This is a genomic window from Mesorhizobium sp. M0317, from assembly GCF_040321555.1.
Taxonomy (GTDB): domain Bacteria; phylum Pseudomonadota; class Alphaproteobacteria; order Rhizobiales; family Rhizobiaceae; genus Mesorhizobium.
In genome coordinates, this window is record NZ_JAMYRV010000019.1 from 86,400 (window position 1) to 101,014 (window position 14,615).

General features: G+C 63.2%; 16 protein-coding genes. 9 read left to right on the forward strand and 7 right to left on the reverse strand.

Annotation, left to right across the window (positions count from 1 at the left end):
- The first annotated feature begins 57 nt into the window (after positions 1-57).
- Positions 58-657 carry a helix-turn-helix domain-containing protein gene (locus tag NKI88_RS15665; protein ID WP_023684396.1) on the forward strand — a complete coding sequence of 200 codons (600 nt, stop codon included), beginning with the start codon at positions 58-60 and terminating at the stop codon, positions 655-657.
- Complete coding sequence (locus tag NKI88_RS15670; protein WP_023684395.1) at positions 647-1,732, forward strand: ABC transporter ATP-binding protein; 1,086 nt, start codon at positions 647-649, stop codon at positions 1,730-1,732. Before NKI88_RS15665 ends, NKI88_RS15670 begins: the two co-directional genes overlap by 11 nt.
- A 440-nt stretch (positions 1,733-2,172) precedes the next feature.
- Here NKI88_RS15670 and NKI88_RS15675 read toward each other — a convergent pair whose 3' ends face one another.
- Complete coding sequence (locus NKI88_RS15675; RefSeq protein WP_023684394.1) at positions 2,173-2,877, reverse strand: SOS response-associated peptidase; 705 nt, start codon at positions 2,875-2,877, stop codon at positions 2,173-2,175.
- A gap of 186 nt (positions 2,878-3,063) precedes the next feature.
- Here NKI88_RS15675 and NKI88_RS15680 point away from each other — a divergent pair, with 186 nt between their 5' ends.
- Positions 3,064-3,417, forward strand: a complete 354-nt coding sequence (locus tag NKI88_RS15680; RefSeq protein WP_023684393.1) for a nuclear transport factor 2 family protein — start codon at positions 3,064-3,066, stop codon at positions 3,415-3,417.
- Between the two features lie 91 nt (positions 3,418-3,508).
- On the opposite strand, the gene NKI88_RS15685 is transcribed toward NKI88_RS15680, so the two are convergent.
- On the reverse strand, positions 3,509-3,988 hold the full coding sequence (locus tag NKI88_RS15685) for an SRPBCC family protein (protein WP_023668501.1): 480 nt from the start codon (positions 3,986-3,988) through the stop codon (positions 3,509-3,511).
- Positions 3,985-4,341, reverse strand: a complete 357-nt coding sequence (locus NKI88_RS15690; protein ID WP_023684392.1) for an ArsR/SmtB family transcription factor — start codon at positions 4,339-4,341, stop codon at positions 3,985-3,987. Before NKI88_RS15690 ends, NKI88_RS15685 begins: the two co-directional genes overlap by 4 nt.
- Positions 4,342-4,505: 164 nt before the next feature.
- On the opposite strand from NKI88_RS15690, the gene NKI88_RS15695 reads away from it, so the two are divergent.
- The gene (locus NKI88_RS15695) at positions 4,506-4,853 is read left to right on the forward strand and encodes an ArsC family reductase (protein WP_023687095.1); all 348 of its coding nucleotides are present in this window, start codon (positions 4,506-4,508) and stop codon (positions 4,851-4,853) included.
- Between the two features lie 138 nt (positions 4,854-4,991).
- Here NKI88_RS15695 and NKI88_RS15700 read toward each other — a convergent pair whose 3' ends face one another.
- The 3 genes from NKI88_RS15700 to NKI88_RS15710 all read right to left on the reverse strand — a co-directional run bounded on the left by NKI88_RS15700 (position 4,992) and on the right by NKI88_RS15710 (position 7,621).
- Positions 4,992-5,348, reverse strand: a complete 357-nt coding sequence (locus tag NKI88_RS15700) for a DUF488 domain-containing protein (protein ID WP_352656008.1) — start codon at positions 5,346-5,348, stop codon at positions 4,992-4,994.
- A 15-nt stretch (positions 5,349-5,363) separates the two neighbouring features.
- Positions 5,364-6,620, reverse strand: a complete 1,257-nt coding sequence (locus NKI88_RS15705) for an aminopeptidase (protein ID WP_352656010.1) — start codon at positions 6,618-6,620, stop codon at positions 5,364-5,366.
- A gap of 86 nt (positions 6,621-6,706) precedes the next feature.
- On the reverse strand, positions 6,707-7,621 hold the full coding sequence (locus NKI88_RS15710) for a LysR substrate-binding domain-containing protein (protein WP_023752591.1): 915 nt from the start codon (positions 7,619-7,621) through the stop codon (positions 6,707-6,709).
- 95 nt (positions 7,622-7,716) lie between these two features.
- Here NKI88_RS15710 and NKI88_RS15715 point away from each other — a divergent pair, with 95 nt between their 5' ends.
- The 3 genes from NKI88_RS15715 (at position 7,717) to sbmA (ending at position 10,792) form a co-directional block, all read left to right on the forward strand.
- Positions 7,717-7,920: a hypothetical protein gene (locus NKI88_RS15715; RefSeq protein WP_023687097.1), complete on the forward strand. Its 204-nt coding sequence runs from the start codon at positions 7,717-7,719 to the stop codon at positions 7,918-7,920.
- A gap of 334 nt (positions 7,921-8,254) precedes the next feature.
- On the forward strand, positions 8,255-9,412 hold the full coding sequence (locus NKI88_RS15720) for a YbfB/YjiJ family MFS transporter (RefSeq protein WP_023684386.1): 1,158 nt from the start codon (positions 8,255-8,257) through the stop codon (positions 9,410-9,412).
- Between the two features lie 120 nt (positions 9,413-9,532).
- Entirely contained in the window at positions 9,533-10,792 is a 1,260-nt protein-coding gene (sbmA, locus tag NKI88_RS15725) for a peptide antibiotic transporter SbmA (protein ID WP_023684385.1), read from the forward strand.
- Positions 10,793-10,825: 33 nt separating this feature from the next.
- On the opposite strand, the gene NKI88_RS15730 is transcribed toward sbmA, so the two are convergent.
- Positions 10,826-11,830, reverse strand: coding sequence for a polysaccharide deacetylase family protein (locus NKI88_RS15730; RefSeq protein WP_352656013.1), 1,005 nt, complete (start codon positions 11,828-11,830; stop codon positions 10,826-10,828).
- Between the two features lie 193 nt (positions 11,831-12,023).
- Between NKI88_RS15730 and NKI88_RS15735 the strand changes: the two genes are divergently transcribed.
- Together NKI88_RS15735 and der are read left to right on the forward strand one after the other, a co-directional pair.
- Positions 12,024-12,686, forward strand: coding sequence for a tetratricopeptide repeat protein (locus NKI88_RS15735; RefSeq protein ID WP_023668491.1), 663 nt, complete (start codon positions 12,024-12,026; stop codon positions 12,684-12,686).
- 76 nt (positions 12,687-12,762) lie between these two features.
- The gene (der, locus tag NKI88_RS15740; protein WP_352656015.1) at positions 12,763-14,193 is read left to right on the forward strand and encodes a ribosome biogenesis GTPase Der; all 1,431 of its coding nucleotides are present in this window, start codon (positions 12,763-12,765) and stop codon (positions 14,191-14,193) included.
- The last annotated feature ends 422 nt before the right edge of the window (positions 14,194-14,615 follow it).

Genomic DNA, 14,615 nt, shown 5'->3' on the forward strand with positions numbered 1-14,615 from the left:
TCTCCTGAAGCCCGCGGGTCTTGCCGCCGCGCCAAAGACTGCAACAAGGACCAACTGATGGACATGCTTGAAGCGAAACCAAAGGCCGACGCCGACATTCGCGTCGGCCGGCGCGTGCGGGCGCTGCGGCTGGAGCGCAATTTGTCGTTGGCCGAGCTGGCAGCAAAAGCCGGCGTCTCCATCGGTGCGCTGAGCCAGATCGAGCGCGGCCTGTCTTCGCTGCGCGTCAAGGTGATCTGGCCGCTTGCGGCCGCGCTCGACATCGAGCCTTCGGCGCTGATCACCGACGGCAACGAAGCCGCCAACGATCTCTATTGCGTGCGCGCCGACAAAAGGCGGCAGCTCCCGGTCAAGTCGGAAGGCATCGCCAAGGCGCTGCTGTCGCCGCCGGGCGCGGCGCTGACCGGCCTCTTGGTGACCGTGGAAGCCGATGGCGGCACGGCGGAAGCCTATGCGCATATCGGTCACGAGTTCGGCTATGTCCTGTCGGGAGAGGTCGAACTGGTGGTGGACTCGACAAAATACGTGCTGAAGAGCGGCGACTCCTTTGCCTTCAAGAGCACGCTTCTGCACGCCTTCCGCAATCCCGGCACCGAGCCTTGCCAGATCCTCTGGGTCAACACCACCAAGCCGTCCGAGGTTCGCGATGGCGCCTGATGCGCTGGTACGCCTGGACACGGTCTCGAAGGTTTTCCCCGGCGGCATTGTCGGGCTCGACGCCGTCGATCTCGACATTATCAGCGGCGAGTTCATCACCCTGCTCGGGCCCTCGGGCTGCGGCAAGACCACCAGCCTGCGCGTCATTGCCGGTTTCGAGAGCCCGTCGAGCGGCAAGGTGCTGCTCGATGGTCGCGACATCACCGCGCTCAGGCCGTTCGACCGTCCCGTCAACACCGTGTTCCAGGATTATGCGCTGTTCCCGCATATGAACGTCGCCGAGAATGTCGGCTTCGGCCTGTCGCTGCGCAAACTGTCCGGCGCCGAGCAGGCAAAGCGCGTCCGCGAAGCCCTCGACATGGTCGGCCTCGCCGACAAGCTCGGCGCCCGCGTTTCCGAACTGTCGGGTGGCCAGCGCCAGCGCGTCGCGCTCGCCCGAGCCATAGTCTGCGAGCCGCGCGTTCTGTTGCTCGATGAACCGCTGTCGGCGCTCGATGCGCATCTGCGCGAACAGATGCAGGTCGAACTGAAGCGGCTGCAGTCGCGGCTCGGCACCACCTTCGTCATGGTCACCCACGACCAGACCGAAGCGCTGTCGATCTCCGACCGCATCGTCGTCATGAACAAGGGCCGCATCGAGCAGATCGCGCCGCCGGCTACGCTTTACGACCGGCCGGCGACGAAATTCGTCGCAAGCTTCATCGGCACCATGAACCTCTTGCAATCGCGCTTCATCGGCCGCGACGGCGACCGCCTGCGCTTCGCCGCTGGCGGGCTTTCGCTGGAAGCAACATCTGAAACCGGCGACACACCCGGCGAAGGCACTGAGCGCACCATCGGCGTTCGCCCCGAGGACTTGCTGGCCACCACCGATGCCGCCGCCGGCACCGCGCCGGCGCGCGTCAACTCCATCGTCTTCCACGGCCGCACGCTGCGGCTGCATGCTGAGCTGGGGCAGGGATTGCCGGTGGTGATCGATGCGCCGCGCCAGGCCGAGGGCTTTCAATTCAGCGTCGGCGACGTGGCGCATATCAGCCTGCGCCGTGGTGCCAACTGCCCTATGCTGCGAAGCTGATCCAACCCAATCCCTTCATCGACGGTTGGATTTAACCTGCTGTGAAGATCGCCAAGGTGGAATTAAGTGTGAATTGACTCGCAAAGGAACATATTCCTACTTTGCGGGATGCCCGAACTAAGCACCCGACCGCGCCGAAATGTGCAAACCCTCTGCTTGGCGCATGAAGTCGGGCAGCTAATTCGTGTTCGATGTCGGAACTGCAACATCACTCGACACTATCTGCCTGGCGATCTCGCAAAGCTGGTTGGTGATATCCCCTTTTGGGATGTGGAGCGGCACATGCGGTGCGAGCGCTGCAAAGGTCGTGAGCTCGATGCAGGCATCATTCTGCCAAGCGCTGCTGAACGCCTTAAAATTCGCGTCAGACGTCTTGTCGAAATCCGCATGGTTCGCCGGGTAATCTGGCGAGACGACGATTGAGGAGAGCCGATTTCGGGCTAAAACAGAGACCCTTGGGCCGGGGCCTGTGGTGGGAACTTGATCTGTGTGGCTGGCTTCTCAACGATCACCAACGCGTCGTTGGGCGCCGTCCGCTGCAAACGCCGTGCTTCCGACCATGGCGCCGTCAGCCAAGCCTCGGTTTCCTCCGGCGTGGTGAGGATCACGGGCATAGCCTTCTCATGGATCGGCGCAATGAGAGCATTAGGCTTGGTGGTCATGAAGGCGTATAGCTCGAAGTCGCCGGGACCGTCCTTGACCTTTCGCACGCCCTGCCAAGACGTCCAGAAACCAGCGAAGAAGAACAGCGGCCGGCTCTCGCCACGGGCAAACCAGTAATTTCGCTGGATTCCTGTTTCCGGGTCTTTATCGTTCGCCGCAGGGCTGGGCTCGGCAAAGCTGGTCACCGGCACGACACATCTGTGCTCGACGCCCACATATTGCTGCCAGTGCGAATATTGCGGATTGCGAACGTTGGTGGTGCCGTAGTCGGCCTTACCTTTCATGCGCTCGGGCGGCGTTGGCAACCCCCAAAGCAGTTTCGCCAGTTCACGCTCCCCATCCGTCCTGTTGCGAACGACAAGCCCAGGTTGATTGGGATAGACATCAAGCGAAGGTTCGAGGTTGCCGCTGATATCGCGCAATGTGCGGGTCCATTGGCGGACCGCCTCTTGCGTCGTCGTGATGTTGTAGAGGTTGCACATGCACCCAGCATTGCGGAATTGGCTTTTGTCTGCAACCGAAGTCGCTGTCCGACGCCGCCGCAATCGTCGTCACACAGCCGCGCTATATCATCGTCCTGACACACCTTGTCAGCTGTCGTGCGGGTAAAGGTGGCGGGCCGGCAAGCGCTTCCCTACTTCAAACCAGTCTGAACAGGAGGAACACACATGACCATCGCGGATGTTGCCAAGGATTTCACTGAAATGCTCCAGCAGGGGGATCACCTGGGTGCTGGTGAAAAGTACAATGCCGATGATATCGTCAGCCTCGAAGCCATGGAGGGGCCGATGGCCATCGCCCGTGGCAAGGAGGCTCTCAGGCAAAAGGGCGAATGGTGGCAAGAGAACCACGAAGTCCATGGCGGCTCTGTCGAAGGCCCCTATGTCAACGGCGACCAGTTCGCGGTGCGCTTCAAGTTCGACATAACGCCCAAGGCCACCGGCGAACGGGTCACCATGGACGAGGTTGGCCTGTACACGGTCAAGAACGGCAAGATCACCGAAGAGCGCTTCTACTACTGAGCCCGGGTGCCGTCGGGTTCCGGCGCGCGCTTCGCTGCACGACCCAAAAACCAGGCGGCCGGGACAAAGTCCTGGCCGCAGTGGGAAAAGCTCAAATGGTCTTCACATACTGCGCCAACTGATCGGCCACCGTGCCCCAGCCGTCGAAGAACCCCATCTCTTCATGATTGTTGCGGGTAGCCTCGTCGCGATGGATGGCCGTTGCCGTGTAGCGCGTGCCCTTGTCATCCGACTGAAGCGAAATGACTGCGGTGATGAAGGGCTCGCCGGAGGGCCGATAGCCCGGCAGCAGCGCATCGGTCCACACCAGCCGCTCGTTCGGCACGATCTCGAGATAGCAGCAATGGCGGTCGTTGACCTCCTTGCCGTCGGGCGATTGCATGCGCGTCCGGAACAGTCCGCCCGGACGAAGGTCGATCTCGCAATCGGTGATCAGCCAGGGCTTGGGCGTGAACCATTGCTTGACATGCTCCGGCACCGTCATCGCGCTCCACAAGAGTTCGCGCGGCGCGTCGAGCTTGCGCTCCAGCACAAGGTCCAGTCTGGGGTCGGGCTTGAAGGGATAGCTCACTTTTCTTGCTCCTTGAGACTCATCACATAGGCGTCGAATTGATTGAGTCGGCGCTCCCACAGCGTGCGCTGTTCGGCCAGCCAGTTTTCGGCGAGCTGCAGCGGTTCGGGCGCCAGCTGATAGGTCCTGGTGCGGCCGATTTTTTCCGATCGCACCAGACCGCAGCCTTCCAGCACTTTCAGATGCTCGATGAAGGAAGGCAGCGCCATCTCGAAAGGCTGCGCCAACTCGCTGACCGAGGCCGGACTGCGGTTCAACCGCTCGACCACGCGCCGCCGCGTCGGGTCAGCCAGCGCGCGGAAGATGCCGTCGATCGGCGGGAGACTTGTAGTTGGGGCGTGGAGGCTTGGCATGGGCGATCCTGAGGTCCGTCGACGGGTATAGAAAGATACTTAGGAAAATTCCTTAGTATTGGCAAGCCCTAAAAATGGGCTGATGTGACCGGGGTGCTGGCAAAGCGGGAAGGACGGTTTAGGCTGTCCGGCGGATTCGACCACCAGCCCAAGGGAAGTGCGTTTTGACGATCACCATGTATGGCATCACCACCTGCGACACGATCAGGAAGGCGCGCACCTGGCTGGAGGGCCACGATGTGCCTTACCGTTTTCACGACTACCGGGCCGAGGGGATAGAGGTGGGCAGACTGGATGGATGGATCGGCAAGGTTGGCTGGGAAAAGCTGCTCAACAAGGGCAGCACGACCTTCCGCGAACTGCCCGACAAGCACAAGCAAGGGCTCGACGAGAAGAAGGCCAGGAAGCTGATGCTGGCCAACCCGACGATGATCAAGCGCCCGGTGCTCGAGGTCGGGGATGAGATTTTGGTGGGGTTCAAGCCGGAGGCTTATGAAGGGGTGGTGAAGTAGCGTAGCCCTGCCTCGTCAGCCTATGGCGTAGCAAGGAGCGAAGCGACGCAGCGCAGACACGAGGATGACGAACGCGTGGAGGGCGATCGCTAATTGTGAAGGCTTTCGCTTGCGGCGTATGCAGCGGTTCGCTGTCTCTCAACCCGTCTCGCGCAAATACCCCGCCAACGCCACCGCATTGTTATGCGCCTCGTCATGTGCGCCATAAAGCAGCGTCACCTTGGCCTTGCCGAGCAAGCCACGCAGTTTCGCCACCGCTTCTCTATTCCCATCCAGCTCGACCGAATACCGCACTTGAAACTCCGCCCATCGCGCCGGCTCATGTCCGAACCACCTCCGCAATTCATCGCTCGGCGCGATCTCCTTCAGCCACAGCGTCAGCGCGGCATCCTCCTTGCTGATGCCGCGCGGCCAGATGCGATCGACCAGCACCCGCTGCCCATCATCGGGCGCGGGTGCTTCGTAAATTCGCTTGACCGTCAGGTCGAAACCCATCCGCCCTCCGCGAGCTTACGCCCACTCACCCTTGCGCATCACCGGCACCTTGCGGCCATCCTTGTGCACGCCGTCTATTTCGATCTTGTCCGAGCCGATCATCCAGTCGATGTGGATAAAACTCTTGTTTCCGCCGCGCTGGGCGATTTCGTCCTGGGTGAGCGAGGCGCCGTCGACGAAGCATTTTGAATAGCACTGCCCGAGCGCGATGTGGCAGGCGGCGTTCTCGTCGAACAGCGTGTTGAAGAACAGCAGGCCGCTGGCCGAGATCGGCGAGGAATGCGGCACCAGCGCCACCTCGCCGAGCCGGCGCGAACCCTCGTCGGTGTCGAGCACTTTCTTCAGCACGTCCTCGCCCTTCGAAGCCTTGGCCTCGACGATCCTGCCCTCTTCGAAACGCACCGAGATGTCGTCGATCAGCGTGCCCTGGTAGGACAGCGGCTTGGTCGAGGATACACGGCCGGAGACGCGCCGTGCATGCGGCGTGGTGAAGACCTCCTCGGTCGGGATGTTCGGATTGCAGGTGACGCCGTTCTTGGCAGTCGAGGCGCCGCCCATCCATTCATGGCCATCGGCCAGCCCGACGGTGAGGTCGGTGCCCGGGCCGCTGAAATGCAGATCATGGAAATTGTGCTCGTTCAGCCACTTTGTGCGGCCGCGCAGCGCTGCATTGTGCGCCGTCCAGTTTGCGATCGGGTCTTCCACATCGACCCGTGATGCCGAAAAGATCGCATCGGCGAGCTTCACCACGGCGACATCGTCGGCATCGCCGGGGAAGACCTGTTTTGCCCAGGCGAGATCCGGGTAGGCGACGATGTTCCAGTTGATGTCGAAGCCGGTGATCTTTTCCAGCGCCGGCTGGTAGGCCATCGAGTTCGCCTTGTTGGCGCGCGCCACTTTCGCCGGGTCCTGCGCCGACAACAGCGACGGGTCCTCGCCGCGCACGGCAAGCCGCGCCGCATTGTTGGAAAAGGCCTTCGCCATGCCTTCATACATCCAGCCGGCGGCGCGGTCGAAGCCGGCATCCGCCCCGTAGCGGAAGCGCGCCAGCGTGATCTCGTCATCGTTGAAGATCGGCGTTACCAGCCCGGCGCCCGCCTTGTAAGCGTGCTCGACGATGCGCCTGGTCAGCGGCAGGGCTGCGATCGACGAGGTCAGCACCAGATCCTGCCCCGGCTGCAATTGCAGCCCGACCTTGATGGCGACTTCCGCCAGCCTGTCGAGCTTCACCGGGTCGATCGTTGCGGAAACGCCGCGCGAATGTGTGGTCATGATCCTGCCTGCCTTGGTCTTGGGGGTGAAGCTTCCAACATAGATCGGCGCGGCTGTGCTTTCCAGCACTGTCGCGACGGACAGCCCTAGGCAGCGCTTTCCAGCGCGCTGAACTGCGCCACGGTCGCCGCGATTTCCTCGCGGATCCAGATCTTGAAATCGCGCACCTTGCGGCTTTCGGTCTTGGTCGCCGAGGTCACGAGCCAGTAGCCGAGGCCGCTCTGCGCCCGCACGCCGAAAGGCGCGACGAGGCGGCCGTCGGCCAGCGCATCGGCGGCCAGCAATTGCCAGCCGAGCATGACGCCATGGCCGGCGATCGCCGATTCCAGGCACAGCATCGGGTCGGTGAAGCGCGCGCCCTTGCGGAAGGTGACCGGCTCGGCTCCGGCGGCCTTGAACCAGCTCTCCCAGTTGACCATCGCCCGCTCGTCGGTGATGGCGCAGGTCTGTGCGAGGTCTTCGATCGACGTCAGCTTTTTGGCGATCACCGGCGCACAGACCGGAAAGACCTCCTGCGCCAACAAAAGTTCCGCCCGGCCGCCCGGCCATTTGCCGTCGCCGAGCCGGATGGCGATGTCGATGTCGGAACGCTCGAGATCGGCGAGCCGCACCGAGGCGTCGATGCGCAGCAGCACGTTGGGATGGCGGTCGAAATGCCGCGACAATCGCGGCAGCAGCCATTTCGAGGCGAAGGCCGGCGCCACCGAAACCACCAGCGTGCACTGGCTTGCCTCGTCGGCCAGCGCCACCGCCTGCGCCAGCTCGCGAAAACCGGCGCCCAGCCGGGCGGAAAAAACCGTGCCGAACTCGGTCAGCACCAGCCCGCTCGCCGTACGTTCGAACAGCGCCTGTCCAAGCTGCTTTTCGGTGCGGTTGATCTGCTGGCTGACGGCGCTGACGGAGACGTTGAGCTCGCCGGCAGCGGCCGCCAGCGAGCCGAGGCGGGCGACGGTTTCGACGGCGCGCAGGCCGTTGAGATGGACGCGGTTCAGCATGGCCATTCCAGTTTTTCTAAACCGGCGCGGCCGAAATCTCAATTGAAAGACGGCGAGACAGGGCAGATTCTAGCGAAGACAACCAGACCGAGGAGGCGAGGATGGTGACGATCGTATCATTGCTCAAAGTCTTTGCCGCCGGCTGCACGCGGCGGCGCCCTGACGGGGATGTCCTCAATTGGGTGACCGATCCGCTGTCGCATCCCGTGCTCGACACCATGTCGGAGCGCGAACTCGGCGACATGCCGTTTCGCCTGACGGCGCGCCGCACTGCATACGAGACGGCGCAAGCAGGCTGCCGCTGAAATCGCGGACGCGGTAACTGGGAAGGCGATACTGTCGGCGCCAGCGCTGCCGCTCATTGCCCTGCCGGGCATTTCTCCCCGTAAGGGAGAAAGGTTGCCGGCGCCGAAGGTTTCGCCAATCACCAGCCCTGCAGGCAAGGGCGCCGAGGCACACGGTTAACCCCCTTCTCCCCGTCACTATATGGGGAGAAGGTGCCGGCAGGCGGGGCGGCGCGACGCCAAGTGGCCCTCGCGCCTCGGCACAGTCACGCCAACGGCCACTGTCGCCGCCGCCAAGTCTGGCCCAACGCAAGTGGATTGGTCTGATCGGTCCGCACCCTTATTGTGCGCTGCAATGAACGCCGCGCCATCACCCTCGCGCCTTGCTCTCGCCGGCATGATCGCCATGGCCGTCGCCATGGGCATTGGCCGTTTCGTCTACACGCCGATCCTGCCCGGAATGATGGAAGAACTGCATCTGTCGCCGGCCGATGCCGGCTGGATCGCGTCGGCCAACTACCTCGGCTACCTCGTCGGCGCGCTTGCGGCGGCCGGCGGCTGGGCGCATGGGCGCGAGCGGCTGCTGATGTTTGGCGGCCTTGCCGCCAGTGCTGCGCTCGCCGCCCTGATGGGACTGACCGAAACGATGACGGCCTTCATCCTCATCCGTTTCCTTGCCGGTCTCGCCAGCGCCTTCGTCATGGTGTTCATGGCCTCCATCGTCTTCGGTCACCTGGCAGCCGCCAACAGAAGCGACCTGCAGGCGCTGCATTTCGGCGGCGTCGGCCTCGGCATCGCGGCATCCTCAGCGCTGATGGCGGTTCTGGTCACCGAACATGCCGGCTGGGCTTCGGGCTGGCTGTGGTCGGCAGCGATTTCCGCCGGCGGCCTTGCGCTCGTCGCCTTGCTCGCCGGCGGCACCGCACCTGCCAGCGGCGTGGCCGACCGCGAACCGGCACTGCCGAGGGACCGGTCGCTGATGAAAGTCATCGTTGCCTACGGCCTGTTCGGCTTTGGCTATGTGGTGACGGCGACCTTCTTGGTCGCCATCGTGCGCCAGGGCGGCGGCGGCCGCGTCTTCGAGGCAAGCGTCTGGATGGTCACCGGCCTTGCCGGCTTTCCCTCGGTCCGGCTGTGGCAGAAGGTAGCGGCACGGATCGGGCTTTACGCGGCCTATGCCGTGGGCTGCCTGGTCGAGGTGGTCGGCGTCACCGCCAGCGTCGCCATCGGCGGCACCGCCGGGCCGCTGTTGGCGGGCGTCCTGCTCGGCGGCACCTTCATCGCCGTCACAGCACTGGGCCTGCAGACGGCAAGGCTGCTTGTCCCGCAGGCGCCGCGCCGGATTTTTGCGCTGATGACCGCTTCCTTCGGCATCGGCCAGATCGTCGGCCCTGTCGTCGCCGGCCTGCTGGCGCAAGCCTCGGGCAACTTCTTCCTCGCTTCGATCGTCGCTGCTGCGGTCTTGCTGGTCTCGGCAGGCATCACCTGGTCGGCCGCGCCAAAATCGCCATGATTGTGGTCTTGCTCGATGCCGGGCATCGGGCACGGGCATTTGCTTTCCACCTAATGTGTGACTTTATGCCCCTAACCAGCAACCCCGCTGATTTGCGCACCGACCGAGGAATTCGCCACAGTGTTCGTATCCTTCTTCCCGCAGCCGAAGCTGTTTTTCACCTCGGCCGCCGTCTGGAGCCTTTTCGGCATCCTGTTTTGGTTCTTCGGCGGCCAGCAGCTGGGCGCAAACATCGGCTTGCCGCCTGCGGCGGCCGACGCGCCGGCCATCGGCGACATCTCTGTGTTCTGGTCGCTCCCATTTCTGTGGTTTTATGTCTATTTCGCGTTTTTCGTGGCCGCCTTCTACGCGTTCTGGGCTTGGTATTCGCCGCATCCATGGCAAAATTGGTCGATCCTGGTCACCGCGATCATCCTGTTCCTCATCTATTTCAATGTGCAGATCAGCGTCGCGGTCAACGCCTGGTACGGGCCATTCTTCGACTACGTCCAAGGGCTGATGTCAGGAAAGATTGAATCCACTGTCGGCGAATTTTATGCTGGACAATCCAGCTTTGTCTGGCTGGCGTTGATCGGCATGAATGTATCGGTCGTCAATGCCTTCATTGTCAGCCACTGGGTCTTCCGTTGGCGCATGGCGATGAACGGCCATTTCATGGCCAACTGGGGACGGCTTCGCCACATCGAGGGCGCGTCACAGCGCATCCAGGAAGATACGATGCGTTTCTCCCAGATCATGGAGGATCTAGGAGCTACCTTCGTCCAGTCCATCATGACACTCATCGCCTTCCTGCCGGTCATGGTCGCCCTGCAACAGCATATTACCGAATTGCCGATCATCGGCGCTGTTCCCCAACCGCTTGTGGTGGCGGCGATCGGCTGGTGCCTGTTTGGGACGCTCGCCGTGATGCTTGCCGGCGTCAAACTCCCGGGTCTGCAGTTTCGCAACCAGCGCGTCGAGGCAGCCTATCGCAAGGAACTCGTCTATGGCGAGGATCACGAGGACCGTGCACAGCCGGAGACGACGACGGAACTGTTCGACAATGTGCGGAAGAACTATTTCCGCCTGTATTTTCACTACATCTACTTTAACGTTGTGCGTTACACCTTTCTTCAGGCAGACAATATATTCTCCTTCATTATTCTCGCCCCCTCCTTTATCGCGCACAAGATCACCTTTGGCTCGCTCAGCCAGATCTCCAACGCCTTCGGGCGGGTGACGGGATCGCTCCAGTTTTTGATCAATTCCTGGTCGACCATCGTTGAGCTTCAGTCGGTCCACAAACGCCTGCGCGCCTTCGAAGCGACACTGCAAGGCGAGCCGCTCCCGCCCATCGATCAACGTTACCTTGAGCGGCAGAGCGCCGAAGATCCGGCGTAAACTGAGCTTTGAAGATCGCACCGGGTGGGCGGCTCAGCCGCCCACCGCCGCCTGCCGCTGGCCGCCGCGCTGGCGCTGCACATAATCGCGAAAACTGATGCACTCGACATCGGCCCTGACGCAGGTCTCGTCGGCAAAGCGCTCCAGCGCGTTCCAGTAGGCGCCGTTGTTCATCAAGGTGAAGTGGAAGCTCAACACCAGCGGGATGCGCTTGCCCTGATATTGCTTGTCGAAGGCGGCACGGAAGGCCTGGTGGGTCCGATCGCTGAACTCGGCTGCCTGGCTCGGCCGCTCGAAGCCGCCGGAATGCCGGACATAAAGATTGTAGTCCATGGCGATCACCGGCCTTGAGTTCGGGCCTTCCGGGATCTGCGGCAGCGAAAAGCGGGTCAGGCCGCCGCCGGTCGGCGGCTCGACCGGGCCATTCGAAACGCCGCTGGCGTCATAGTGGTAGCCGGCTTCATCCAGGGCCTCGTAGAGCCCTTTGCCGGTCGAGAGGTAGGGTGCGCGAAAGCTGACAACGGCATGGGCGATAGCGCGCCAGCCTGCCGGCTCGGGCGCAATGCCGTTGATCGCATAGGCGTTCTCCAGAATGTGCCCGAACGAGGCGAATTCCTTCAGCCAGTCGGCCTTGCTCCAGTCCTTGCCGTCGAAGTGGCCGCAGCCATGGCTGGCGATGTCGTGGCCCTCCGCCGCGGCAAGCCCGATCTGGTCGAGCCGATCGGCTACTTCCTGTTTCGAGGCGGCAAAACCGATGTTGGATTTGCCCGCGGACTTGCCCGGCGCGGTGTATTCGGCGCGCGTCTGCTGCGACAACAGGAACACGCAGGACAGAAAGTAGGTGAAATGCGCGCCGGTGCGCTTGGCCAGTGCCCGGCTGCGCTGCCATTGCGAGATCTCGCGGGCGCTGTCGAACGAGATGATGACGATTTGCTTCGGCTTTGCCGGGGCAGGCGGCGCCGGCGGGTCGGCGAAAGCAGTGCCCGCCATGGCAAGCACGGCTGAGGAAAACGCAACAACGCGGGACAAACGTGGCATCGGCAATCTGGGCTTGATCCGGAGGCAGTCCAAGCCGGCTATCGGCAAAATGTGGCGTGGGTGCGATCAATGTCGGCAGCTATGCGCCCGGCGATTAGCCGATTTTCCTGCCGAGCCCCTTCCATGCCCGCGAAATTTCGCTAAAACGCGGGCTCAAGAAGCGCCCCTGTTGGGGCAGCAATGGTTTTGATTGATGTCCGACGACAGTTTTATCCGCGAAGTCAACGACGAGATCCGTCGCGAAAAGGCGCAGGTGCTTTGGGATCGTTTCGGCCCGGCGATCCTTGTCCTCGCCGTCCTGGTGGTGCTCGGCACCGCTGCCTTCGTCGGCTACCGCTATTGGGACGAGACCCGCGCCAACCGCTCGGGCGATGCGTTTTCGCAGGCGCTGAAGCTTGCCAATGACGGCAAGAGCGACGAGTCGCTGACCGCCCTCGAACAGCTGGAAAAGGACGGCTACGGCGCCTATCCGCTGCTCGCCCGCATGCGCGCGGCAACCGTCAAGGCCGACAAGGGCGACTTTGCCGCTGCCGTCGCGGATTTCGATGGCGTCGCCGCCGACACCGCCATTCCCCAGGGCATTCGCGACATGGCGCGCCTGCGGGCCGCCCTGCTGCTCGTCGATCACGGCTCCTTCGCCGACGTTTCCAGCCGCGTCGAGGCGCTGACCGCCGACAACAACACGCTACGCCACACGGCGCGCGAAGCGCTCGGCCTTGCCGCCTGGAAAGAAGGCAAGACCCAGGATGCGCTGAAACTGTTCGACCAGATCGCCGCCGATGACGGCGCCCCGCGCAATGCGCGCCAGCGGGCGACGCTGATGTCCGAACTGATCCGCGGCTCGGGCGCGTCATGATACGCATCGCCCAAAGCCTGCCCTCGGGCCTGACCCAAGGGCGCGCTGCGGTTCGGGCGATGATATGGATAGCCGAATGAGCTTCAAAGTCGCCATTATCGGCCGGCCCAATGTCGGCAAATCGACCCTTTTCAACCGGTTGGTGGGACGGAAGCTGGCGCTTGTCGACGACACGCCGGGCGTCACCCGCGACCGTCGCGTCCACGCGGCCAAACTCTACGATCTGCATTTCGATGTCATCGACACCGCCGGTTTCGAAGACGCCGCCGCTTCGACGCTGCCCGGCCGCATGCGCGCGCAGACCGAGATCGCCATCCGCGAAGCCGACCTGATCTTCTTCACCATCGACGCCAAGTCCGGCCTTTTGCCCGACGACCGCACCTTTGCCGAGATCGTGCGCAAGTCCGGCAAGCCGGTCGTGCTGGTCGCCAACAAGGCCGAGGCCAAGGGCGCCCAGGGCGGCATGCTGGAGGCTTGGGAACTCGGCCTCGGCGAGCCGATCCCGGTCTCGGCCGAGCACGGCCAGGGCATGCCCGATCTGCGCGACGCGGTGATCGAGGCGCTAGGCAAAGACCGCGCCTTCGGCGAGGAAGAAGACGAGGCCGAGGACGTCGCCGCCAGTGAGGTGCTGATCGGCGAGGACATCACCGATCCCGACGCCGAACCCCCCTATGACGACACCAAGCCGATGCGCATTGCCGTCGTCGGCCGGCCCAATGCCGGCAAGTCGACGCTGATCAACGCGCTGATCGGCGAGGAGCGGCTGTTGACCGGCCCGGAAGCCGGCATCACCCGCGATTCCATCTCGGTCGACTGGGACTGGCATGGCCGCCGGATGAAACTGTTCGACACCGCCGGCATGCGCCGCAAGGCCAGGATCCATGAAAAGCTGGAAGTGATGTCGGTGCAGGACGGCCTGCGCGCCATCCGCTTTGCCGAGATCGTCATCATCGTGCTCGACGCCACCATCCCGTTCGAGAAGCAGGATCTGCAGATCGCCGACCTGATCATCCGCGAGGGCAGGGCGCCGGTCATTGCCTTCAACAAATGGGACCTGATCGACAATCCGCAGGAACTGCTGGCCGAGTTGCGCGAAAAGACCACACGGCTTTTGCCGCAGGTGCGCGGCATCCAGGCGGTGACCGTTTCGGCCGAGACCGGCCGCAGCCTCGACAAGCTGATGGATGCCGTCGTCAAGACGCACAAGGTGTGGAACAGCCGCGTTTCCACCGGCAAGCTCAACCGCTGGCTGGAAAGCATTCTGGCGCATCACCCGCCGCCCGCTGTCGCCGGCCGCCGGCTCAAGGTCAAATATGTCACCCAGGCCAAGACCCGGCCGCCGGGTTTCGTCGTCCAGTGCTCGCGGCCCGACGCGATGCCGCAATCCTATGTCCGCTACCTCTCCAACAGCCTGCGCGAAGCCTTCGACCTGCCCGGCGTGCCGATCAGGATAGCGCTGCGGACTTCGGACAACCCGTTCGCGGGGAGAGCGAACAAGCGCAAGTGAGCGGTGACGGTTGCGGAATTCTCCGCAAGATTGGCGGGACAGCACCCCCCTCTGCCCTGCCGGGCATCTCCCCCGCAAGGGGGGAGATCAGTCGTTTCGTCTTTGGAGCCTCTCTTGCAACGTTGAAAATTGGCGAAGCATTCGCGAGATCCAATCTCCCCCTTGCGGGCATAGGCGCTAAGATAGCTTTGGCATGGACTGAAATTTGCGCTTTCGTGGTGGTTCGCGCCAGCGATATCGCAAGGCATGGAGATTTTGACGCAGGGCCGCCAAGGAAGGTTGAGTAAAGATGGTAGCGATCAGAGAGGCGACGATCTGGCGGGTGGCGCGCCACAGCAGCGGGCGCCCGTCGCTCAAGGGGGAGAGACACCCAACTCCTGCGAGAGGGGTTCGGTCACAAGCGCGATGAGGAAGTGTGCAAG